Raw genomic sequence first — 21,682 nt, 5'->3', positions numbered from 1 at the left:
GACCACTCTTGACCGTCAGTTTGTAGAGGAACACCGCCGCCACAATGATCCAGGCAATCGGCCACAGACCATAGGCAAAGCCGTATCCGGCCGCAGCGAGGGCCATGTCGACCGGCATGTGGAAGGCGAAAATCGCCACAGCAATCGACAAGGCGAGCGTGATGCTGCCGGCCACATGACCTTTGAGGCGGAACACCGCCAGCGCGAGGAAAAAGAAAACGATGGGAATGACGGCCGCGAGAGCGGACACGCCGAGACTGCCGAGCGGGCTGTAGAGCTGTTGCCAGGTTTGCATATGGGGTGGCCCCTAATTGTTGTTGGTCAGGCACTGTCAGCGTTCTTGGTTAATTGGTAATACCAATTTACAATCGCTGTTGGCTAGGGTAAAAGCCTTGATGGCGGTGTGTCAATTTGCCGCCCTAAAACTTTTGTCGAACAAGCGGTGCAGATGGCAACTGATCCGGTTCGGGCAGGTGGTGTTTGGTAGGTGTCGGCAAGGCGCCGATAGGCCAGAATAGAGAGCCCGGCGAGCGGTCGGGGTCGTGGAGAAATGAGCTATGGGGTTTGATCAGATTCGGCAGCGCCGTTTGTCTGACGATATTGTCGAGCGACTCGAGGGGATGATTCTCGAGGGCACGCTGAAGTCGGGGGAGCGGCTTCCGGCGGAACGCACGCTGGCCGAACAATTTGGCGTATCACGGCCGTCGCTGCGCGAGGCGATCCAGAAACTGGCGGCCAAAGGCTTGCTGGTCAGTCGTCAGGGCGGTGGCAACTATGTGGTGGAAAGTCTCGGTTCGACCTTCAGTGATCCACTGCTGCAACTGCTCGAAAGCAATCCCGAGGCGCAGCGCGATTTACTGGAATTTCGGCACACTCTGGAGGCATCGTGCGCCTATTACGCGGCATTGCGTGCCACCGATGTCGACCGTGAGCGGCTGACCGCCGCGTTCGAGGAGTTGCAGGATTGTTATTCGCGTCACGACGAAGTCAGTCGGGCAGAAGAGGGCGCGGCGGACGCAAAATTCCATCTGGCGATTGCCGAGGCCAGTCATAACGCGGTGTTGCTGCACACCATCCGCGGGCTGTTCGATCTGCTCAAACGTAACGTCGTGACCAACATCGGCGGCATGTACAAACAGCGCACGGAAACCCGCGACATGCTGATCACTCAGCACCGGGAATTGTATCTGGCGATCATCGAAGGTCGCGCGGAGCAGGCGCGGGAAGTGTCCAGTCGGCACATTCTGTATGTGCAGGAAGTGCTGGAAGAGGTGCGGCAGGAGGTTCAGCGCATGGCCCGGGCGGAGCGGCGCAAGGGGATGTGATCAGTTACTTCGGTGTTGATGCTGCAATAGCTTTCGCGAGCAAGCTCGCTCCCACATTGAAATGCATTCCAAGGTGGGAGCGAGCTTGCTCGCGAATACGCTCTAAAGGCAGAAGAAATCAGTCTTCCTTGCCCTTGTTGCGCACGGCGCGCTGCAATTCGCGACCGGCATCGCGCTCGCGCTCGGTGTCGCGCTTGTCGTATTCCTTCTTGCCCTTGCCCAGAGCAATTTCGCACTTGACCATGTGCTTGCTCCAGTACCAGGACAGGCATACGCAGGCGTAACCCTTTTGCTGCACGGCGGCGGCGAGTTTTTCCAGCTCGCGGCGGTTGAGCAGCAATTTGCGTGTGCGCACCGGGTCTGCGATGACGTGGGTGCTTGCGGTCATCAGAGGCGTGATGTGGCTGCCGAGCAGCCACGCTTCGCCATCCTTGAGCAGGACATAGCTGTCGACCAGCTGTAGCTTGCTTGCCCGCAGACTTTTTACTTCCCAGCCGGCCAGGACCAGACCAGCCTCGAACTTGTGCTCGATGAAGTAATCGTGTCGCGCCTTTTTGTTCTGCGCGATGGTCCCTGTTGGGTGTTTCTTCTGTTTAGCCATAGGGGCGGCATTATATGGAGTTGTTCCGCTGTCGGCTACGGTGATGCTGCGTGCTTGAGCAGGTTGAGTGAATCCCGGACAATGCGGCCTCTTTTTCTAACGCTTGGGCGTGATAAACGATGTCGACAGACAAGGTTTCTGTCCACGGCAGTTGGGCTAGCCGCTGGGTATTCATACTCGCCGCGACCGGTTCGGCCGTGGGACTGGGTAGTATCTGGAAATTCCCCTACATGGTCGGGGTCTACGGCGGCGGTGCCTTTGTGCTGATGTTTCTGGCGTGCATCGCGCTGATCGGTGTCCCGGTCATGCTCGCTGAAACCCTGATCGGTCGTCGCGCCCGGCAAAGTCCGGCGAACGCCCTGAAGGTCCTGGCGCTCGATGCCGGGCATTCGGCCAAGTGGTCGTGGGGCGCCTTTGCCGGGATGATCACGGCGCTGCTGATCCTGTCTTTCTATAGTGTGGTCGGCGGCTGGTCGCTGGATTACATCGTCGACATGGGGCGCGGGGACTTTCAGGGCGCCACGGCCGACCAGGTCGGCGCTTATTTCGGCAAGGTCATTGCCGATCCGTGGCGCCTGACACTTTGGCACACGATTTTCATGCTGCTGTCGGCGGTGGTGATCGCCAAAGGGGTGGTCGCCGGGCTTGAGCGCAGCCTGCGCATCATGATGCCGCTGCTGTTCGTGATGGTGCTGGTGCTGCTGGGTTACAGCATGACCACCGGGCATTTCATGGAAGGCGTGCATTTCATGTTCGACTTCCACCCGGAAAAAGTCCTCGACGGCTTGTTGCCGGCCATGGGCCACGCGTTCTTCTCGCTGAGCGTCGGTGTCGGCTCGATCATGATCTACGGCGCCTACATGCCTAAGGATGCGTCGCTGTCCGGTACGGTGGTCGGCGTCGCACTGCTCGATACCTTTGTGTCGCTGGTGGCCGGTCTGGCGCTGTTCCCGATTGTGTTTGCCGGCGGACTGAACCCTAGCGAAGGCCCAGGCCTGATGTTCGTCAGCCTGCCATTTGCTTTTGGTAACGTGGCATTCGGTCAGTTGATGGGCGTGGTGTTCTTTGTGCTGGTGGCGATTGCGGCGTGGAGTTCGGCGATTTCCCTGCTGGAGCCGATGGTGGCCTATCTGGTTGAGCGCACGAAAATCAGCCGCGCCTGGGTTACTTTCTGGCTGGCATTCATTTGCTGGTTCGTTGGTCTGGGCACGGTGTTCTCCTTCAATATCTGGAAGGAGGCCAAATTTTTCGTGAACGAAGGCGGAATGTTCCATCTCTACCAATGGGGGGCGGCGGGCGGTCTGGACTTCTTCGGCGTGATCGATTTCTTCACCTCGCGGATCATGCTGCCGCTCGGTGGTCTGTGTTTTGTGCTGTTTGCCGGTTGGGTGATGGGGCGTGAGGCGGTGCGTGACGAGTTGTCGATTCGCAATCCGGCGCTGTTTGCCCTGTCTTTGTTCTTGATGCGCTACGTGGCGCCTATCGGCATTCTTGTAGTATTTGCCGCTCAGCTCTGGAAGTAACGCTTACATGACGACACATATTCAACGATCAGCGCTGCTGCCGTACCCGGCGCAATTTCTCTACGACCTGGTCAACGACGTGGCGCGTTATCCGGAGTTTCTGCCGTGGTGCTCGTCTGCCGAAGTGCTGGAAAGCTCGCCGGAACATATGCGCGCCAGCGTCGGCGTGGCCAAGGGTGGACTCAGTCAGCACTTTGTGACGCGTAATACGCTGGTGCCGGGGCAAACGATCGAGATGAACCTTGAAGAAGGTCCGTTTAATCAGCTGCACGGTGTCTGGGTGTTCAAGGCGTTGAATGAGAAGGCTTGCAAGATCAGCCTGGATCTTTCCTTCGACTACGCCGGGCCTTTGGTGCGTGCGACCTTGGGGCCGCTGTTCAATCAGGCTGCGAATACCCTGGTGGACGCGTTCTGCCAGCGCGCCAAGCAGATGCATGGTTGAGCCGGTGATCGAGATAGAGGTCGTGTATGCGGCCGTTGATCGTCAGGTTTTGCGTACCGTCAGCGTGGCTGAAGGTTCGACAATACGGGCTGCGGTGCTCGCCTCGGGCATCGGTGAGGCGTTTCCCGAGCTGAATCTGGCGGATTGCCCTTTGGGGATCTTTGGCAAAGTGGTTGCCGATCCTCAGGTTCGCCTGGTTCAGGCGGGGGATCGTATTGAGATTTATCGCCCGTTGCTCGCTGACCCGAAAGAGGTACGGCGCTTGCGCGCAGCCAAGGCTGCCGAGGCGAAAGCTCGAAATCAGTGAGAATGCCAAACGGCAGACAATAAAAAACCCGGAATTTCCGGGTTTTTTATTGCGTCGCAAATTATTGCGGCGAGGTGTCCAGGGGCTCTGGTGTCGGAACCGGAACGGTTTCTACACCATCGACGTCCTTCTGGATTTGATCCAGCAAGGAACCTGGCTTGACCGGTTTTTCCGGTTTTGGCTTCTCGGCGTTTTCAGCAGGAGCGGTCACCTTGGTGCCACTGTCCTTGCCGAGAATGGCTTCGTCACGGCTGACGCCCGGCATAAAGTCACCGGACAGGCTGACAAGCTGGTCGTTTGAGTTGAAAATAACGCTGACGCGTTCCTGTTGGCGTTCACCGCCACCCGGTTGCAGGCTGTACAGATAATCCCAGCGATCGGCATGGAACGTGTCGACAAGCAGAGGGTTGCCCATGATAAACCGTACTTGCGGCCGGGTCATTCCCGGGCGTAACTGGTCTATCATGTCCTGCGTGACGACATTGCCCTGCTGGATGTCGATTTTGTAAACCCCGGGGAATGAACAACCGGCGAGTGCGAGCAGTCCCACAAAGGTGAAACTGGTTAGCAAGAGCTTGGTGTTTTGCATCGGTGGGCGACTTCCACTATCTTGGCTGGGACAACGTAAACGCCGATCATACCCGCATTAAGAGAAGCTGCGAAGCAGCATCGCGAGAAAGCTGACCATGGTTGAAAATAGCGAACTACGCAAAGCCGGCCTCAAAGTGACCCTGCCACGGGTCAAGATCCTGCAAATGCTCGACTCTACCGAGCAGCGTCACATGAGTGCCGAGGACGTCTACAAGGCGTTGATGGAAGCGGGCGAGGACGTCGGTCTGGCCACGGTTTACCGTGTTCTGACCCAGTTCGAAGCTGCTGGCCTCGTGGTCCGTCACAACTTCGACGGTGGCCACGCGGTATTTGAATTGGCCGACGGCGGCCACCACGATCATATGGTCAACGTGGAAACCGGTGAGGTCGTCGAATTCGTCAGCCCGGAAATCGAAAAGCTCCAGAAGGCAATTGCCGAGGAGCACGGTGTTGATCTGGTAGATCACAATCTGGTGCTGTACGTACGCAAGAAAAAGTAAGCATGTCGCGCGAATTTCAGGTTCGCGAAACGAACGAAGGCGACCCAAGGGTCGCCTTCGTGCTTTCTGTCGTACCTGTTTCGGCGCTCAGGCTTTCGCGGTAACGACCATCTTCTTGGCGTGCGCCAGCGACTCCTTGGTCAGGTCGATCCCGCCCAGCATCCGTGCAACCTCTTCTATGCGGTCGTTTTTGCTCAATTTGGAAACGGCGGTATGCGTCGCCTGTTCGCCGCGCACCTTGTGCACGAACAGATGTTGATGCCCTTGCGCCGCCACTTGCGGCAAGTGCGTCACGGTCAGGACCTGCCCGCGTTCGCCGAGCCGACGCAACAACTGGCCGACGATTTCAGCGGTTGGCCCGCCAATCCCCACATCCACTTCGTCGAATACCAGGGTCGGTACGCGAGAGGTTTGCGCGGTGATCACCTGAATCGCCAGGCTGATCCGCGACAGCTCACCACCGGAGGCCACTTTCGCCAGTGCCTTGAGCGGCTGGCCGGGGTTGGCGCTGACCAGCAGCTCGACCTGTTCGAGGCCGTTAGGCAATAGTTCGTCACTGCTATTGGCCCGCAGTTCGATGGTGAATCGACCACCAGGCATGCCCAGGCGCTGAATTTCCTGCTCAACCGCGCTGGCGAGACTGCCGGCGGCCTGATGGCGCAGATCGCTCAGCTCTCGGGCTTTTTCCTGATAGTGGCGGGTATAGGAAGCCAGTTCCTCGCCCAGGCGCTCGATGGATTCATCGTTGGCGTTGAGGGTTTCTATTTCATCCAGCAGCTTTTGCTGCATTTCTCCGACTTCGGTCGGCTGGATCCGGTGCTTGCGAGCCAAGGTATAGATCGCGTCGAGGCGCTCCTCCAAATATTGCAGGCGGGCCGGGTCGGCATCGAAGTTATCGAGGAAGCGATTGAGCTCGCCGACGGCTTCTTCCACTTGAATCTGCGCGCTGGTGAGCAGGCTGCTGGCTTCGCCCAGTGCGCCGACCGAGTTGTTCACGCTCGACAGGCGATTGAGGCTGGCGGTCAGCGCGTTCAGCACATTGCCGGAATCGCTCTCGCTGCATTGCTCGACCACTTGTCGGCAAATGCCCAGCAGGGTCTCGGCGTTTGTCAGGTTCTTGTGTTCCTGCTCCAGTTGCTCGAGTTCGTTTTCGCCGAGGCCGAGATTCTCCAGTTCTTCCAGCTGATAGCTGAGCAGTTGGTGGCGAGCGCGTTGCTCGTCGCCGGAGTTGGACAGTCGCTCAAGCTCCTGACGCGTCTGGCGCCAGCGCTGGGCGGCCAGTTGAACCTGACGGGCCAGGTCGGTGGCGCCTGCATATTCGTCGAGCAAACGGCGATGAGTATCGGTCTTCAGCAGCGACTGGTGTTCATGCTGGCTGTGGATGTCGATCAACAACTCGCCGAGCGACTTCAGATCGCCGAGCGGGCAGGGCGTGCCATTGATATAGCCGCGGGAACGACCTTCGGAGGTGATGACCCGTCGCAGGATGCACGGGCCGTCGATGTCCAGGTCGCGCTCGGCCAGCCAGGCATGGGCTTCAGGGATGTCGACCAGGTCGAAGGTGGCGAGGATGTCGGCCTTGTCGGCGCCGGGGCGAACCACGCCGCTGTCGGCGCGATCGCCGAGGGTCAGGCCCAGAGCGTCGAGCATGATCGACTTGCCGGCGCCGGTTTCCCCTGTGATCACGCTCATCCCGCGATCAAGTTCGAGATCGAGATGTTCAACGATGGCGTAGTTGTGTACGGACAGGTGCACCAGCATGAAGGCCGCTCCCAGGCTTAAGGTCTGGTTATTTATACAGTGTTTTGTTTCGGGCTGACAATGCCCTTCCTTAGCTCGATTTGCTTGAACTCAAAAACTGCTTAGCGCATCCGGTAATGAGAATGCGGCACTTTTTTGTAGGGTTAATCATCGACAGCCCTTGAAGCCTGATTTTGCGGCCCCATATATCGGGGCAGAAGCGCGAGTCAGGCTCGCGGACGAAATTGAAAGGAGAATTCTATGGCTGACGAACAGACAGTAGATACGCAAAACCCAGAAGCCAATCAGGCGCCCGAAGGCTCGGGTGACGACCTGGCGACCCGTGTACAAGTGCTCGAAGAGCAATTGGCCGCCGCGCAGGATCAGTCTCTGCGTGTAGCTGCCGATCTGCAGAACGTCCGTCGCCGTGCCGAACAGGATGTCGAGAAGGCGCACAAGTTTGCGCTGGAAAAATTCGCCGGCGACCTGCTGCCGATCGTCGACAGCCTGGAGCGCGGTCTCGAGCTGTCGAGCCCGGACGACGAAAGCATCCGTCCGATGCGTGAAGGCATCGAACTGACCTTGAAAATGTTCCACGACACCCTCAAGCGTTATCAGCTTGAAGCGATCGACCCGCATGGCGAACCGTTCAACGCCGTTCATCATCAGGCGATGGCCATGCAAGAAAGTGCCGACGTAGAGCCGAACAGCGTTCTGAAGGTGTTCCAGAAGGGTTATCAGCTCAACGGTCGCCTGTTGCGTCCGGCCATGGTTGTGGTCAGCAAGGCGCCAGCGCCAATTTCGCCTTCGATTGACGAGAAGGCTTGAAATTAGCCGCAAGGCCCCCATTTAGAAGTCAAGCGTTTAAGTATTACCGCAGTTAGCCACCACTGCTGCGGCAACAAAATCCAAAGTTTCGGGAGAGTGAACATGGGCAAAATTATCGGTATCGACCTGGGGACTACCAACTCCTGCGTCTCCGTGCTGGAAAACGGCAAGGCCAAGGTTATTGAGAACGCTGAAGGCGCGCGCACCACGCCGTCGATCATCGCTTACGCCAACGATGGCGAAATCCTGGTAGGTCAGTCGGCCAAGCGTCAGGCAGTGACCAACCCGCACAACACCCTGTACGCAGTAAAGCGTCTGATCGGTCGTCGTTTCGACGAAGAAGTTGTGCAAAAAGACATCCAGATGGTCCCTTACAAGATCGTCAAGGCTGACAACAACGACGCCTGGGTAGAAGTGAACGGCCAGAAAATGGCACCGCCACAAATCTCGGCTGAAATCCTGAAGAAGATGAAGAAGACCGCCGAAGACTACCTCGGCGAGCCAGTGACCGAAGCGGTAATCACCGTTCCGGCCTACTTCAACGACAGCCAGCGTCAGGCGACCAAAGACGCCGGCCGCATTGCCGGTCTGGACGTTAAACGTATCATCAACGAACCAACCGCAGCTGCTCTGGCTTACGGTATGGACAAGGCCAAGGGCGATCACACCGTGATCGTTTACGACTTGGGTGGCGGTACTTTCGACGTTTCCGTGATCGAGATCGCTGAAGTTGACGGCGAGCACCAGTTCGAAGTGTTGGCCACCAACGGTGACACCTTCCTCGGCGGTGAAGATTTCGACATTCGTCTGATCGACTACCTCGTTGACGAATTCAAGAAAGAAAGCGGCATGAACCTCAAAGGTGACCCGCTGGCCATGCAGCGCCTGAAAGAAGCCGCTGAGAAAGCCAAGATCGAGCTGTCGTCCGCTCAGTCGACCGACGTCAACCTGCCGTACATCACTGCAGACGCGACCGGTCCTAAGCACCTGAACGTGAAGATCTCGCGTGCCAAGCTCGAAGCACTGGTTGAAGACCTGGTTCAGCGCACCATCGAGCCTTGCCGCATCGCCATGAAAGACGCCGGTATCGACGTTGGCGCGATCAACGACGTGATTCTGGTCGGCGGTCAGACCCGTATGCCACTGGTGCAGAAACTGGTGACCGATTTCTTCGGTAAAGAAGCTCGTAAAGACGTTAACCCGGACGAAGCAGTTGCCATGGGTGCTGCCATCCAGGGCGCGGTTCTGGCCGGTGACGTGAAAGACGTTCTGCTGCTCGACGTCAGCCCGCTGACCCTGGGTATCGAAACCATGGGTGGCGTGATGACCGCGCTGATCGAGAAAAACACCACGATTCCTACCAAGAAATCGCAAGTGTTCTCGACTGCCGACGACAACCAGGGCGCTGTGACCATTCACGTCCTGCAAGGTGAGCGTAAGCAAGCGGCGCAGAACAAGTCTCTGGGCAAGTTCGACCTGGCCGACATTCCACCTGCTCCACGTGGCGTGCCGCAGATCGAAGTGACCTTCGACATCGACGCCAACGGCATCCTGCACGTCGGCGCGAAAGACAAGGCGACCGGCAAGACTCAGTCGATCGTGATCAAGGCCAACTCCGGTCTGTCCGACGAAGAGATCGAGCGCATGGTGCGTGACGCCGAGGCGAATGCCGAGGAAGACCGCAAGTTCGAAGAGCTGGCCGCTGCCCGTAACCAGGGTGATGCTCTGGTTCACTCGACGCGCAAAATGGTTGCTGACGCGGGCGACAAAGTCACCGCTGAAGAGAAGACCGCGATCGAAGCTGCCGTGGTTGCACTGGAAGCCGCTGTAAAAGGCGACGACAAGGCTGCCATCGAAGCCAAGGTTGAAGAGCTGTCGAAAGTCTCGGCTCCGGTTGCCCAGAAGATGTACGCCGAACAGGCTCAGCCTGCTGAAGGCGCGGCGCCGCACGACGAGAAAGCTGAAAAGGCCGACGATGTTGTCGATGCCGAGTTTGAAGAAGTCAAAGACCACAAGTAAGTTGTTGGTCGGCCGGTTGACTGCCTTGCGGCGGTGACTGGTAGGATGTCGCCGCGCGGGAGCTTGCTCCCGCGTTGGCGTATCTGGAATACGTGAATTTTTACAACATGCGACAAGCCTCGCGTGTTGCTGGTATGGCCGGGAATGCTCCTGCTTTCCGCGCCGCAAGTACCACAAGAAACAAAGACCAGGATCGTTGAATTGACGTGAGTTGGGTCCGGGCCTGTATTGGGGCTCAACGAGTTTGGCCATCCTCAGGAGGGGTTTGCCGGACGTCCTCAAGAGTGCAAAGAACTTATGGCAAAGCGTGACTATTACGAAGTGTTGGGTGTTGAGCGTGGATCCAGCGACGCGGACTTGAAGAAGGCCTATCGCCGCCTGGCGATGAAGCATCACCCGGACCGTAATCCCGATGACAAAGCGTCGGAAGAACTGTTCAAAGAGGCCAATGAGGCCTACGAAGTATTGTCCGATTCCAGCAAGCGCGCGGCCTACGACCAATACGGTCATGCCGGCGTCGACCCGAGCATGGGTGGCGGTGGCGCCGGTTTCGGCGGGCAGAACTTCTCTGACATCTTTGGCGATGTCTTCAGTGACTTCTTCGGTGGCGGTCGCGGCGGTTCCCGTGGTGGCGCCCAGCGTGGCAGCGATTTGCGCTACACCCTGGAGCTGAATCTGGAAGAAGCGGTACGCGGCACCACCGTGAACATCCGCGTTCCGACACTGGTCAACTGCAAGCCGTGTGACGGTTCCGGCGCGAAGAAAGGCTCGTCGCCGTCGACGTGCCCGACCTGCGGCGGCATCGGCCAGGTGCGCATGCAGCAAGGCTTCTTCTCGGTACAACAGACCTGCCCGCGTTGCCATGGCCAGGGCAAGATCATTTCCGATCCGTGCGACTCTTGCCACGGCGACGGTCGTGTCGAAGAGTACAAGACCCTGTCGGTCAAAGTGCCGGCCGGCGTCGATACCGGTGACCGCATTCGTCTGTCCGGCGAAGGTGAGGCGGGTACGCAGGGTGGTCCGACGGGCGATCTGTATGTCGTCATCAATGTGCGCGAGCACGACATCTTCCAGCGTGATGGCAAGCATCTGTTCTGCGAAGTGCCGATCAGCTTCGTCGATGCGGCATTGGGCGGCGAGCTGGAAATTCCGACCCTCGACGGTCGCGTCAAACTGAAAATCCCCGAAGGCACCCAGACCGGCAAGCAGTTCCGCGTGCGTGGCAAAGGCGTGGCGCCAGTGCGTGGCGGCGGTGCGGGCGATCTGATGTGCCGCGTGGCCGTGGAAACCCCGGTCAACCTGAACCGTCGTCAGCGCGAACTGCTGGAAGAGTTCCGCAGCTCCCTGGCCGACGACAACAGCCACTCGCCGAAAACCACCGGTTGGTTCGACGGTGTAAAGCGCTTCTTCGGCGATTTGTAAGGAGTCCGCATGCGACGTATTGCAGTGATGGGCGCCGCCGGGCGCATGGGCAAAACCCTGATTGAAGCGGTGCAGCAAACGCCGGGTGCCGGTCTGACGGCGGCGGTGGATCGTCCCGACAGCACGCTGGTCGGTGCGGATGCCGGTGAGCTGGCAGCGCTGGGCCGTATCGGTGTGCCGTTGTCCGGTGATCTGGATCGCGTGGTCGAAGAGTTCGACGTGCTGATCGACTTCACTCACCCGACCGTGACCCTCAAGAATCTCGCGTTCTGCCGCAAGCACGGCAAGGCGATGATCATCGGCACGACCGGTTTCAGTGTCGAAGAAAAGCAATTGCTGGCCGAAGCGGGCAAGGACATTCCAATTGTCTTCGCCGCCAACTTCAGTGTGGGTGTCAACCTGTGCCTGAAACTGCTCGACACGGCTGCGCGGGTGCTGGGTGATGATGTCGATATCGAAATCATGGAAGCTCACCATCGCCACAAGGTCGATGCGCCGTCGGGCACCGCTGTGCGCATGGGTGAAGTGATTGCCGATGCGTTGGGGCGTGACCTGAAAAAGGTCGCGGTCTACGGGCGCGAAGGTCAGACCGGTGCGCGTGAGCGTGAAACCATTGGTTTCGCTACCGTGCGTGCGGGCGACATCGTGGGTGATCACACCGTGCTGTTCGCCGCTGATGGCGAGCGTGTCGAGATCACGCACAAGGCATCGAGCCGCATGACGTTCGCCAAAGGCGCGGTACGTGCGGCGCTGTGGCTGGACGGTCGTGAGCCGGGTCTGTACGACATGCAAGACGTACTCGACCTGCGTTAAACCCCTGTTGAACCCGGTGCAAACGCCCTGTTTGCGCCGGTTTTTCCCGCTGAGCGACGACCTGTCGCATTCTCCGGCCTTTTAGGCTCTTTAGCGGTGGACCAAAAAAGCCTTTTTCTGTAAGCTACAGCTTTAGTGTGTCCACTAAAAGCGCGCAGAATAATTCAGTGAACAAGCGGGGTGACGTGTCCATACGTCACTCCGCTTTTTTACAACCTGCGATTGCCCTTTCATGCGTTATTTACGGGAGGTCTTCTTGACTAAGCCAGCCATACTCGCCCTTGCTGATGGCAGCATTTTTCGCGGCGAAGCCATTGGAGCCGACGGTCAAACCGTTGGTGAGGTGGTGTTCAACACCGCAATGACCGGCTATCAGGAAATCCTTACCGATCCTTCCTACGCCCAACAGATCGTGACCCTGACTTACCCGCACATCGGCAACACCGGCACCACGCCGGAAGACGCCGAGTCCGACCGCGTCTGGTCCGCTGGCCTGGTCATTCGTGACCTGCCGCTGGTAGCGAGCAACTGGCGTAACACGATGTCCCTGTCCGACTACCTGAAAGCCAACAATGTTGTGGCGATCGCCGGTATCGACACCCGTCGCCTGACCCGCATCCTGCGTGAAAAAGGCGCACAGAACGGCTGCATCATGGCCGGCGACAACATCTCCGAAGAAGCTGCAATCGCCGCCGCGCAAGGCTTCCCGGGCCTCAAGGGCATGGACCTGGCGAAAGTCGTCAGCACCAAGACTCAATACGAATGGCGCTCGACTGTCTGGGATCTGAAGACCGACAGCCACGCGACCATCGACGCTTCCGAGCTGCCTTACCACGTGGTTGCCTACGACTACGGCGTCAAGCTGAACATCCTGCGCATGCTGGTCGAGCGCGGCTGCCGCGTCACCGTGGTGCCGGCACAAACTCCGGCTGCCGACGTACTGGCACTGAAGCCGGACGGCGTGTTTCTGTCCAACGGCCCTGGTGATCCGGAGCCTTGCGACTACGCGATCAAGGCGATCAAGGAAGTGCTGGAAACCGAAATCCCGGTATTCGGCATCTGCCTCGGTCACCAGTTGCTGGCTCTGGCCTCCGGCGCCAAGACCCTGAAAATGGGCCACGGCCACCACGGTGCCAACCACCCGGTACAGGATCTCGACACTGGCGTCGTGATGATCACCAGCCAGAACCACGGCTTCGCGGTAGACGAAGAAACCTTGCCGGCCAACGTGCGTGCGATCCACAAATCGCTGTTCGACGGTACCCTGCAAGGCATCGAGCGCACCGACAAGAGCGCGTTCAGCTTCCAGGGTCACCCTGAAGCGAGCCCGGGCCCGAACGACGTGGCGCCACTGTTTGACCGCTTCATCAACGAGATGGCCAAGCGACGCTAAGCGTTCGCCTTGAGACTGTAGAGAGAAGCCCCTCGAGGGCGGCCCCGACCCCGGCGGCCCCTTCGAGGCTTCAGAAATCGATCAAGACGGCTTGCCGACTGACCTGCGGATTTGAGTGACAAACCCATGCCAAAACGTACAGACATTAAAAGCATCCTGATTCTCGGCGCTGGCCCGATCGTTATCGGCCAGGCCTGCGAATTCGACTACTCCGGCGCCCAGGCTTGTAAAGCCCTGCGCGAAGAGGGTTACCGCGTCATCCTGGTGAACTCCAACCCGGCCACCATCATGACCGACCCGGACATGGCCGACGCCACCTACATCGAGCCGATCAAGTGGCAGACCGTTGCCAAGATCATCGAAAAAGAGCGTCCGGACGCGGTACTGCCAACCATGGGCGGCCAGACGGCTCTGAACTGCGCCCTGGACCTGGAACGCGAAGGCGTTCTGGAGAAGTTCGGCGTAGAAATGATCGGCGCCAACGCCGACACCATCGACAAGGCTGAAGACCGTTCGCGTTTCGACAAGGCGATGAAGTCCATCGGCCTGGCGTGCCCGCGTTCCGGTATCGCCCACAGCATGGAAGAAGCCAACGCGGTTCTCGAAACCCTGGGCTTCCCGTGCATCATCCGTCCGTCCTTCACCATGGGCGGCACCGGTGGCGGTATCGCATACAACCGTGAAGAGTTCGAAGAAATCTGCGCTCGCGGTCTGGACCTGTCGCCGACCAAGGAACTGCTGATCGACGAATCGCTGATCGGCTGGAAAGAATATGAAATGGAAGTTGTCCGCGACAAAAAGGACAACTGCATCATCGTCTGCTCGATCGAGAACTTCGACCCGATGGGCGTGCACACCGGTGACTCGATCACTGTTGCTCCGGCACAGACCCTGACCGACAAGGAATACCAGATCCTGCGTAACGCCTCCCTGGCGGTACTGCGCGAGATCGGCGTCGAGACTGGCGGTTCCAACGTGCAATTCGGTATCTGCCCGAACACTGGCCGTATGGTCGTGATCGAAATGAACCCGCGTGTATCGCGCTCCTCGGCGCTGGCTTCGAAAGCCACCGGTTTCCCGATCGCCAAAGTCGCGGCCAAGCTGGCTGTGGGTTACACCCTCGACGAACTGTCGAACGACATCACCGGCGGCAAGACCCCGGCGTCCTTCGAGCCGTCGATCGACTACGTCGTGACCAAGCTGCCACGCTTCGCCTTCGAAAAATTCGCCAAGGCTGACGCACGTCTGACCACTCAGATGAAGTCGGTCGGTGAAGTCATGGCCATCGGCCGGACCTTCCAGGAATCCCTGCAGAAAGCCCTGCGCGGCCTGGAAGTGGGCGTTTGCGGTCTGGACGAGAAGCTCGACCTGAGCAATCCGGAAAGCATGAGCGTGCTCAAGCGCGAACTGACCGTGCCGGGTGCCGAGCGCATCTGGTACGTGGCAGACGCTTTCCGTGCCGGCATGACTGTCGAAGAAATCTTCGCCATGAACATGATCGACCCTTGGTTCCTGGTGCAGATCGAAGATCTCATCAAGGACGAAGAGAAGGTCAAGACCCTCGGTCTGTCCGCGATCGACCGCGATCTGATGTTCAAGCTCAAGCGCAAAGGCTTCTCCGATCAGCGCCTGGCCAAGCTGCTGGGTGTGACCGAGAAAAACCTGCGTACTCACCGCCAGAAGCTGGAAGTATTCCCGGTCTACAAGCGCGTTGACACCTGCGCCGCCGAGTTCGCCACCGACACCGCGTACCTCTACTCGACGTACGAGGAAGAGTGCGAAGCCGCACCGTCGGGTCGTGACAAGATCATGATCCTGGGCGGCGGTCCGAACCGTATCGGCCAAGGCATCGAGTTCGACTACTGCTGCGTACATGCTGCCCTCGCACTGCGCGAAGACGGCTACGAAACCATCATGGTCAACTGCAACCCGGAAACCGTTTCCACTGACTACGACACTTCCGACCGCCTGTACTTCGAGCCGGTTACCCTGGAAGACGTGCTGGAAATCTGCCGCGTCGAGAAGCCGAAAGGCGTGATCGTCCAGTACGGCGGCCAGACTCCGCTGAAACTGGCGCGAGCCCTGGAAGCCGCTGGCGTGCCGATCATCGGTACCAGCCCTGACGCCATTGACCGTGCCGAAGACCGTGAGCGCTTCCAGCAAATGGTTGAGCGCCTGAACCTGCGTCAGCCGCCAAACGCCACAGTGCGCAGCGAAGACGAAGCCGTTCGTGCTGCCGCCAAGATCGGTTACCCGCTGGTGGTGCGCCCGTCCTACGTATTGGGCGGTCGTGCGATGGAAATCGTGTACAAGGAAGACGAACTCAAGCGCTACCTGCGTGACGCGGTGCAAGTGTCCAACGACAGCCCGGTGCTGCTCGACCACTTCCTCAACTGCGCCATCGAGATGGACGTGGATGCGGTCTGCGACGGCAAAGACGTGGTGATCGGCGCGATCATGCAGCACATCGAACAGGCGGGCGTTCACTCCGGTGACTCCGCGTGCTCGCTGCCGCCTTACTCGCTGCCGGCGCACATCCAGGACGAGATGCGCGAACAGGTCAAGAAAATGGCCCTGGAACTGGGCGTTGTCGGCCTGATGAACGTGCAGCTGGCGCTGCAGGGCGAAGACATCTACGTCATTGAAGTCAACCCGCGCGCTTCCCGTACTGTGCCGTTCGTTTCCAAGTGCATCGGTGTCTCCCTGGCCATGATCGCTGCGCGCGTGATGGCCGGTAAGACCCTGCAGGAAATCGGCTTCACCAAAGAAATCATCCCGAACTTCTACAGCGTGAAAGAGGCGGTGTTCCCGTTCGCCAAATTCCCTGGTGTGGACCCGATCCTCGGCCCAGAGATGAAGTCCACCGGTGAAGTGATGGGCGTCGGCGACACTTTCGGTGAAGCTTTCGCCAAGGCCCAGATGGGCGCCAGCGAAGTGCTGCCGACTGGTGGTACCGCGTTCATCAGCGTGCGTGACGATGACAAGCCTCTGGTTGCAGGCGTGGCCCGTGATCTGATCAACTTGGGCTTCGAAGTGGTTGCCACTGCCGGGACTGCCAAGCTGATCGAAGCCGCAGGCCTGAAAGTGCGCCGTGTGAACAAGGTGACCGAGGGTCGTCCGCACGTGGTCGACATGATCAAGAATGACGAAGTCACGCTGATCATCAACACCACTGAAGGTCGTCAGTCGATCGCTGATTCGTACTCCATTCGTCGTAATGCCCTGCAGCACAAGATTTACTGCACCACGACCATTGCTGCGGGCGAAGCTATCTGTGAAGCGCTGAAGTTCGGTCCCGAGAAGACCGTACGCCGCTTGCAGGATCTACACGCAGGATTGAAGGCATGAGCATAACCAAGTACCCAATGACTGTTCAGGGCGCTCGCGCCCTGGAAGAAGAGCATGCTCACCTGACCAAGGTCGTCCGTCCGAAGCTCAGCCAGGATATCGGTACGGCCCGCGAGTTGGGTGACTTGAAAGAAAACGCTGAATACCATGCCGCCCGCGAACAGCAAGGCATGGTCGAGGCGCGGATTCGTGACATCGAAGGCCGGATTCAGAATCAGGTCATCATTGACGTCACGACCATTGCGCACACTGGCAAAGTGATCTTCGGGACCACCGTCGAAATCGCTAACGTCGAGACGGATGAAAGCGTCACTTACCACATCGTGGGTGAGGATGAGGCTGACTTCAAACTCGGCAAGATTTCGGTCGGCTCGCCGCTGGCCCGTGCCTTGATCGGCAAGGAAGAGGGCGATGTGGTTGCCGTGAAAACGCCAAGTGGCGTTATCGAGTACGAGATTGTCGAAGTCCGTCACATCTGAAAACGGGCGCCCGCTGCGTGCGGGCGCCATGCTTTGGCAGCTGACCCAGATGCTTTGGGTCGGCGGTCTATGGCTGATTCATCTTGGCTTGCAGCCGGTGTTGGGCAAAATCGGCTTGGCACCGCTGTTGGTCGATGAAGTGGCCAGTGCATTTGAAGTGCTGGTGGTGGGATTCGCCGCCGCATGCGTGATTTTTCAGGCTTTGGTGCTGGTACAGGCCGAAGGCCTTGCCAGTCTATGGCGGGATTTTCGCGGTCAGGTGCTGCTGATGGCGTTGTATGCGTGCGCGATGTTTGTCGCAATACGTGTCGGCTGGCCGGATGCGCAGCGCTGGCAGGTGTTCAGTTTTCTGATCCTGGGGTTTTCCGGACTGGTGCTGGTGCTGCAACCGGTGCCGGGATGGGGTGGCAGGGTGCGCGAAGCACACCCTTGACCCTTGTCATCACTTGAAGCGATGAACGTTCGACAGCTGCTTGTTGACGCTGAAGTTCTTGCGGTAAACCAGTGCCATCTTGCCGATGACCTGTACCAGGTCCGCTTTGCCGACCTTGCACAGCTCTGCAATGTGCGCCAGGCGCGACTCGCGATCGAGGATATTGAGCTTGATCTTGATCAGCTCGTGATCCGCTAGGGCGCGTTCAAGTTCGGCTAGCACACCTTCAGTCAAACCGTTGTCAGCCACAGTCAAAACTGGTTTCAGATGGTGGCCAATGGATTTGTACTGTTTCTTCTGCTCTGGAGTGAGCGGCATAATCTGACCCTTTCGTCTGGATTCTGTAAAATGGCGGCCATTTTACCCGAGGGTTCGTGGATCCGCCCAATTAATCACGACCCTTATCATCGAGGTGCCCAATGGCGCGTTCCAAGACAAGCCTTGGTTGGCTGAAAAGACATGTCAACGATCCCTATGTGAAGCAAGCGCAGAAGGATGGCTACCGCTCGCGTGCGAGTTACAAGCTTCTGGAGATCCAGGAGAAATACAAGCTGATCCGTTCCGGCATGAGCGTTGTCGACCTGGGCGCGGCGCCCGGTGGCTGGTCGCAGGTCACGAGCCGGTTGATCGGTGGTCAGGGGCGCCTGATCGCCTCGGACATTCTGGAAATGGACAGTATTCCGGACGTGAATTTCATTCAGGGGGACTTCACCGAGGACGAAGTGCTCGCGCGGATCCTTGAGGCCGTGGGTAATTCGCAGGTAGACCTTGTGATTTCCGATATGGCCCCCAATATGAGTGGTACGCCTGAAGTGGACATGCCAAAAGCCATGTTCCTTTGTGAACTGGCGCTTGATCTGGCGGAACGGATACTCAAGCCGGGTGGCAATTTCGTGATCAAGATTTTTCAGGGCGAAGGTTTTGATGTTTACCTGAAGGATGCTCGTCGGAAATTCGACAAGATCCAGATGATCAAGCCAGACTCCTCCCGCGGCAGTTCCCGCGAGCAGTACATGCTGGCCTGGGGTTACCGCGGGCGTAGTGAGTAACACGAGGTTTTTTGCCGGGGTGATAGGTTTTTCGTATTTTGCCCCGTGTGCATAAGCGAATATTGTGTAGAAAGTGTTTCACAAAGGGTTACAGACGGCGCCTGCCAGAGTTGTAGGTAATGTAGTAAGTTAGGCCGGTGAATATCATGCGAAGCGCGCGCCAGTAGCGGAGCTTGCTTCAGAGGGTAGTTAATTGAACGATATGGCAAAGAATCTGATCCTGTGGTTGATCATCGCGGCAGTCCTCGTGACGGTGATGAACAACTTCTCCAGCCCTAACGAGCCGCAGACCCTCAACTATTCCGACTTCATCCAGCAGGTCAAGGATGGCAAGGTCGAGCGCGTAGCCGTTGATGGCTATGTGATTACCGGTAAGCGCAACGATGGCGACAGCTTCAAGACCATTCGTCCGGCGATCCAGGACAATGGCCTGATCGGCGACCTGGTCGACAATCACGTCGTGGTCGAAGGCAAGCAGCCTGAGCAGCAAAGCATCTGGACCCAGCTTCTGGTGGCCAGCTTCCCGATCCTGGTGATCATCGCGGTGTTCATGTTCTTCATGCGCCAGATGCAGGGTGGTGCCGGTGGCAAGGGCGGGCCGATGAGCTTTGGCAAGAGCAAGGCGCGTCTGTTGTCTGAAGACCAGGTGAAAACCACATTGGCTGACGTTGCCGGTTGCGACGAAGCCAAGGAAGAAGTGGGTGAACTGGTTGAGTTCCTCCGTGATCCGGGCAAGTTCCAGCGTCTGGGCGGTCGCATTCCTCGCGGTGTGCTGATGGTCGGCCCTCCGGGTACCGGTAAAACCCTGCTGGCCAAAGCGATTGCCGGCGAAGCCAAGGTACCGTTTTTCACCATTTCCGGTTCTGACTTCGTCGAGATGTTCGTCGGTGTCGGTGCCAGCCGCGTACGTGACATGTTCGAGCAGGCGAAGAAACACGCGCCTTGCATCATCTTCATCGACGAAATCGACGCCGTCGGTCGCCATCGTGGCGCCGGCATGGGCGGCGGTCATGACGAGCGCGAGCAGACCCTCAACCAGTTGCTGGTAGAGATGGACGGCTTCGAGATGAACGACGGCATCATTGTAATTGCTGCCACCAACCGTCCTGACGTGCTTGACCCGGCGCTGCTGCGTCCGGGCCGTTTCGACCGTCAGGTGGTGGTTGGCTTGCCGGACATCCGTGGTCGCGAGCAGATCCTCAAGGTTCACATGCGCAAAGTGCCAATGGGTGACGACGTTGCTCCGGCCGTTATCGCGCGTGGTACTCCGGGCTTCTCTGGTGCTGACCTGGCTAACCTGGTCAACGAAGCGTCGCTGTTCGCTGCGCGTAGCGGCAAACGCATCGTTGAAATGAAAGAGTTCGAACTGGCCAAAGACAAGATCATGATGGGCGCCGAGCGCAAGTCGATGGTCATGTCCGAGAAGGAAAAGCAGAACACTGCTTATCATGAAGCCGGCCACGCTATCGTCGGTCGTGTAGTGCCAGAGCATGATCCGGTGTACAAGGTGTCGATCATTCCGCGTGGTCGCGCGCTGGGTGTAACCATGTTCCTGCCGGAAGAGGATCGCTACAGCCTGTCCAAACGTGCATTGATCAGCCAGATCTGCTCGCTGTACGGCGGCCGTATCGCTGAAGAGATGACCCTGGGCTTTGACGGTGTCACCACCGGCGCGTCCAACGACATCATGCGTGCCAGCCAGATTGCACGGAACATGGTGACCAAGTGGGGTCTGTCGGAAAAGCTCGGCCCTCTGATGTATGCCGAAGAAGAAGGCGAGGTGTTCCTCGGTCGCGGCGGTGGCGGTCAGAGTGCCAGCTTCTCCGGCGAGACAGCCAAGCTGATCGACTCCGAGGTGCGCAGCATCATTGACCAGTGCTACGGCACGGCCAAGCAGATCCTCACGGATAACCGTGACAAGCTCGACGCCATGGCTGATGCGTTGATGAAGTACGAAACGATCGACGCTGAACAGATCGACGACATCATGGCGGGTCGTACTCCTCGCGAGCCTCGCGACTGGTCCGGTGGTACGGGTACACCTCCACCTCCAGTGGTTCAGGACGAGCGTCCGGAAACACCGATCGGCGGTCCGGCTGCTGACGTTTAAGGTTTGAAATGACTTCTGTACAGTCCCTGACCCGGTTGCCTTGCGGCAACCGGGTTCTTGATTTGGCCCGGACACACGTCATGGGCATTCTCAATGTCACTCCCGATTCTTTCTCTGATGGTGGCCGTTACAGCCAGCACGACGCAGCCTTGCGCCATGCCGAAGCCATGGTGCTGGCTGGCGCGACGCTGATTGATGTCGGCGGCGAATCGACCCGGCCAGGTGCGCGAGCGGTTTCTCCTCTGGAGGAGCTGGAGCGCGTGGCGCCCGTCGTTGAACTGATCAATCGCGAACTGGATGTGGTTATCTCGGTTGACACTTCAACGCCGGCGGTCATGCGTGAAACTGCGCGACTGGGTGCAGGGTTGATCAACGATGTGCGCTCCCTGCAGCGCGATGGTGCGCTGGACGCAGCCGCCGCCACTGGCCTGCCGGTGTGCCTGATGCATATGCTGGGTGAGCCTGGCGACATGCAGGACAATCCGCAGTATCAGGATGTCACCCGGGAAGTCGGCGAGTTTCTCGCAGAGCGCATGGCTCAATGTGCATTGGCGGGTATCCCGGCCAATCGGATCATTCTCGACCCCGGTTTCGGTTTCGCCAAAACCCTGCAGCACAATCTAAGCTTGTTCAAGCATATGGAAGCCCTGCATGCGCTGGGGCGGCCGTTGTTGGTTGGTGTTTCGCGCAAGAGCATGATCGGACATGCATTGAATCGTCCCGTGGGCGAGCGTCTGCATGGCGGTCTGGCGCTGGCGG

21 protein-coding genes are annotated in these 21,682 nt (G+C 58.7%); 16 read left to right on the top strand and 5 right to left on the bottom strand.

Annotated features, from left to right (window positions below; all coding sequences use genetic code 11):
• The coding region (locus tag DBR24_RS33225) for an L-lactate permease (protein ID WP_256591727.1) at window positions 1–295 on the bottom strand (295 nt) is incomplete at its 3' end.
• A 262-nt stretch (window positions 296–557) separates the two neighbouring features.
• Between DBR24_RS33225 and DBR24_RS21990 the strand changes: the two genes are divergently transcribed.
• Window positions 558–1,325, top strand: coding sequence for an FCD domain-containing protein (locus DBR24_RS21990; RefSeq protein ID WP_007915207.1), 768 nt, complete (start codon window positions 558–560; stop codon window positions 1,323–1,325).
• A gap of 118 nt (window positions 1,326–1,443) precedes the next feature.
• Here DBR24_RS21990 and smpB read toward each other — a convergent pair whose 3' ends face one another.
• The gene (smpB, locus tag DBR24_RS21985; RefSeq protein ID WP_007915208.1) at window positions 1,444–1,926 is read right to left on the bottom strand and encodes an SsrA-binding protein SmpB; all 483 of its coding nucleotides are present in this window, start codon (window positions 1,924–1,926) and stop codon (window positions 1,444–1,446) included.
• A gap of 119 nt (window positions 1,927–2,045) precedes the next feature.
• On the opposite strand from smpB, the gene DBR24_RS21980 reads away from it, so the two are divergent.
• The 3 genes from DBR24_RS21980 to DBR24_RS21970 are packed head-to-tail and all read left to right on the top strand — an operon-like array spanning window position 2,046 to window position 4,198.
• Window positions 2,046–3,449: a sodium-dependent transporter gene (locus DBR24_RS21980; protein ID WP_128615788.1), complete on the top strand. Its 1,404-nt coding sequence runs from the start codon at window positions 2,046–2,048 to the stop codon at window positions 3,447–3,449.
• A gap of 7 nt (window positions 3,450–3,456) precedes the next feature.
• Window positions 3,457–3,891 (top strand): type II toxin-antitoxin system RatA family toxin, encoded by a 435-nt coding sequence (locus DBR24_RS21975; protein ID WP_123464518.1) that lies wholly within the window; start codon window positions 3,457–3,459, stop codon window positions 3,889–3,891.
• A complete protein-coding gene (locus DBR24_RS21970) occupies window positions 3,884–4,198 on the top strand; it encodes an RnfH family protein (protein WP_128615787.1) in 315 nt (104 codons plus the stop codon). Before DBR24_RS21975 ends, DBR24_RS21970 begins: the two co-directional genes overlap by 8 nt.
• A gap of 61 nt (window positions 4,199–4,259) precedes the next feature.
• On the opposite strand, the gene DBR24_RS21965 is transcribed toward DBR24_RS21970, so the two are convergent.
• Entirely contained in the window at window positions 4,260–4,787 is a 528-nt protein-coding gene (locus DBR24_RS21965; RefSeq protein WP_123464522.1) for an outer membrane protein assembly factor BamE, read from the bottom strand.
• Between the two features lie 97 nt (window positions 4,788–4,884).
• Here DBR24_RS21965 and fur point away from each other — a divergent pair, with 97 nt between their 5' ends.
• Entirely contained in the window at window positions 4,885–5,289 is a 405-nt protein-coding gene (fur, locus tag DBR24_RS21960; RefSeq protein WP_003221515.1) for a ferric iron uptake transcriptional regulator, read from the top strand.
• Between the two features lie 87 nt (window positions 5,290–5,376).
• Here fur and recN read toward each other — a convergent pair whose 3' ends face one another.
• Window positions 5,377–7,050, bottom strand: coding sequence for a DNA repair protein RecN (recN, locus tag DBR24_RS21955; protein ID WP_128615786.1), 1,674 nt, complete (start codon window positions 7,048–7,050; stop codon window positions 5,377–5,379).
• A gap of 240 nt (window positions 7,051–7,290) precedes the next feature.
• Here recN and grpE point away from each other — a divergent pair, with 240 nt between their 5' ends.
• The 8 genes from grpE (at window position 7,291) to DBR24_RS21915 (ending at window position 17,764) form a co-directional block, all read left to right on the top strand.
• Complete coding sequence (gene grpE, locus DBR24_RS21950; protein ID WP_123464526.1) at window positions 7,291–7,857, top strand: nucleotide exchange factor GrpE; 567 nt, start codon at window positions 7,291–7,293, stop codon at window positions 7,855–7,857.
• A 102-nt stretch (window positions 7,858–7,959) separates the two neighbouring features.
• On the top strand, window positions 7,960–9,876 hold the full coding sequence (gene dnaK, locus DBR24_RS21945) for a molecular chaperone DnaK (protein WP_064585905.1): 1,917 nt from the start codon (window positions 7,960–7,962) through the stop codon (window positions 9,874–9,876).
• A 297-nt stretch (window positions 9,877–10,173) separates the two neighbouring features.
• Entirely contained in the window at window positions 10,174–11,298 is a 1,125-nt protein-coding gene (dnaJ, locus tag DBR24_RS21940; protein WP_003221522.1) for a molecular chaperone DnaJ, read from the top strand.
• 9 nt (window positions 11,299–11,307) lie between these two features.
• Window positions 11,308–12,111, top strand: a complete 804-nt coding sequence (gene dapB, locus DBR24_RS21935) for a 4-hydroxy-tetrahydrodipicolinate reductase (protein WP_016771766.1) — start codon at window positions 11,308–11,310, stop codon at window positions 12,109–12,111.
• A 256-nt stretch (window positions 12,112–12,367) separates the two neighbouring features.
• Window positions 12,368–13,504, top strand: a complete 1,137-nt coding sequence (gene carA, locus DBR24_RS21930) for a glutamine-hydrolyzing carbamoyl-phosphate synthase small subunit (RefSeq protein WP_123464528.1) — start codon at window positions 12,368–12,370, stop codon at window positions 13,502–13,504.
• A gap of 126 nt (window positions 13,505–13,630) precedes the next feature.
• Entirely contained in the window at window positions 13,631–16,852 is a 3,222-nt protein-coding gene (carB, locus tag DBR24_RS21925; RefSeq protein WP_128615785.1) for a carbamoyl-phosphate synthase large subunit, read from the top strand.
• 2 nt (window positions 16,853–16,854) lie between these two features.
• Entirely contained in the window at window positions 16,855–17,331 is a 477-nt protein-coding gene (greA, locus tag DBR24_RS21920; protein WP_123465972.1) for a transcription elongation factor GreA, read from the top strand.
• A gap of 28 nt (window positions 17,332–17,359) precedes the next feature.
• Entirely contained in the window at window positions 17,360–17,764 is a 405-nt protein-coding gene (locus DBR24_RS21915; protein ID WP_128615784.1) for an MFS transporter, read from the top strand.
• A 9-nt stretch (window positions 17,765–17,773) separates the two neighbouring features.
• Here DBR24_RS21915 and DBR24_RS21910 read toward each other — a convergent pair whose 3' ends face one another.
• A complete protein-coding gene (locus tag DBR24_RS21910) occupies window positions 17,774–18,082 on the bottom strand; it encodes a YhbY family RNA-binding protein (protein ID WP_003221534.1) in 309 nt (102 codons plus the stop codon).
• Window positions 18,083–18,183: 101 nt separating this feature from the next.
• On the opposite strand from DBR24_RS21910, the gene rlmE reads away from it, so the two are divergent.
• The 3 genes from rlmE to folP all read left to right on the top strand — a co-directional run.
• Complete coding sequence (gene rlmE / locus DBR24_RS21905) at window positions 18,184–18,813, top strand: 23S rRNA (uridine(2552)-2'-O)-methyltransferase RlmE (protein WP_123464534.1); 630 nt, start codon at window positions 18,184–18,186, stop codon at window positions 18,811–18,813.
• 202 nt (window positions 18,814–19,015) lie between these two features.
• A complete protein-coding gene (gene ftsH, locus DBR24_RS21900) occupies window positions 19,016–20,923 on the top strand; it encodes an ATP-dependent zinc metalloprotease FtsH (RefSeq protein ID WP_123464536.1) in 1,908 nt (635 codons plus the stop codon).
• 8 nt (window positions 20,924–20,931) lie between these two features.
• Window positions 20,932–21,682: dihydropteroate synthase (gene folP, locus DBR24_RS21895; RefSeq protein ID WP_371921342.1), on the top strand; the 751-nt coding region annotated here is incomplete at its 3' end.

It is taken from the genome of Pseudomonas sp. HMWF006 (genome assembly GCF_003061205.1).
Lineage (GTDB): Bacteria > Pseudomonadota > Gammaproteobacteria > Pseudomonadales > Pseudomonadaceae > Aquipseudomonas > Aquipseudomonas monsensis.
The sequence above is the reverse complement of the archived record's forward strand: the minus strand, read 5'-3'. Positions and strand labels throughout refer to the sequence as shown.

What these genes read in the sequence shown, in the direction of transcription:
- DBR24_RS21990 (WP_007915207.1), top strand. Translation starts at nt 558, where the DNA reads ATGGGGTTTGATCAGATTCGGCAGCGCCGTTTGTCTGACGATATTGTC.
- smpB (WP_007915208.1), bottom strand. Translation starts at nt 1,926, where the DNA reads ATGGCTAAACAGAAGAAACACCCAACAGGGACCATCGCGCAGAACAAA.
- DBR24_RS21980 (WP_128615788.1), top strand. Translation starts at nt 2,046, where the DNA reads ATGTCGACAGACAAGGTTTCTGTCCACGGCAGTTGGGCTAGCCGCTGG.
- DBR24_RS21975 (WP_123464518.1), top strand. Translation starts at nt 3,457, where the DNA reads ATGACGACACATATTCAACGATCAGCGCTGCTGCCGTACCCGGCGCAA.
- DBR24_RS21970 (WP_128615787.1), top strand. Translation starts at nt 3,884, where the DNA reads ATGGTTGAGCCGGTGATCGAGATAGAGGTCGTGTATGCGGCCGTTGAT.
- DBR24_RS21965 (WP_123464522.1), bottom strand. Translation starts at nt 4,787, where the DNA reads ATGCAAAACACCAAGCTCTTGCTAACCAGTTTCACCTTTGTGGGACTG.
- fur (WP_003221515.1), top strand. Translation starts at nt 4,885, where the DNA reads ATGGTTGAAAATAGCGAACTACGCAAAGCCGGCCTCAAAGTGACCCTG.
- recN (WP_128615786.1), bottom strand. Translation starts at nt 7,050, where the DNA reads ATGCTGGTGCACCTGTCCGTACACAACTACGCCATCGTTGAACATCTC.
- grpE (WP_123464526.1), top strand. Translation starts at nt 7,291, where the DNA reads ATGGCTGACGAACAGACAGTAGATACGCAAAACCCAGAAGCCAATCAG.
- dnaK (WP_064585905.1), top strand. Translation starts at nt 7,960, where the DNA reads ATGGGCAAAATTATCGGTATCGACCTGGGGACTACCAACTCCTGCGTC.
- dnaJ (WP_003221522.1), top strand. Translation starts at nt 10,174, where the DNA reads ATGGCAAAGCGTGACTATTACGAAGTGTTGGGTGTTGAGCGTGGATCC.
- dapB (WP_016771766.1), top strand. Translation starts at nt 11,308, where the DNA reads ATGCGACGTATTGCAGTGATGGGCGCCGCCGGGCGCATGGGCAAAACC.
- carB (WP_128615785.1), top strand. Translation starts at nt 13,631, where the DNA reads ATGCCAAAACGTACAGACATTAAAAGCATCCTGATTCTCGGCGCTGGC.
- DBR24_RS21915 (WP_128615784.1), top strand. Translation starts at nt 17,360, where the DNA reads ATGCTTTGGCAGCTGACCCAGATGCTTTGGGTCGGCGGTCTATGGCTG.
- DBR24_RS21910 (WP_003221534.1), bottom strand. Translation starts at nt 18,082, where the DNA reads ATGCCGCTCACTCCAGAGCAGAAGAAACAGTACAAATCCATTGGCCAC.
- rlmE (WP_123464534.1), top strand. Translation starts at nt 18,184, where the DNA reads ATGGCGCGTTCCAAGACAAGCCTTGGTTGGCTGAAAAGACATGTCAAC.
- ftsH (WP_123464536.1), top strand. Translation starts at nt 19,016, where the DNA reads ATGGCAAAGAATCTGATCCTGTGGTTGATCATCGCGGCAGTCCTCGTG.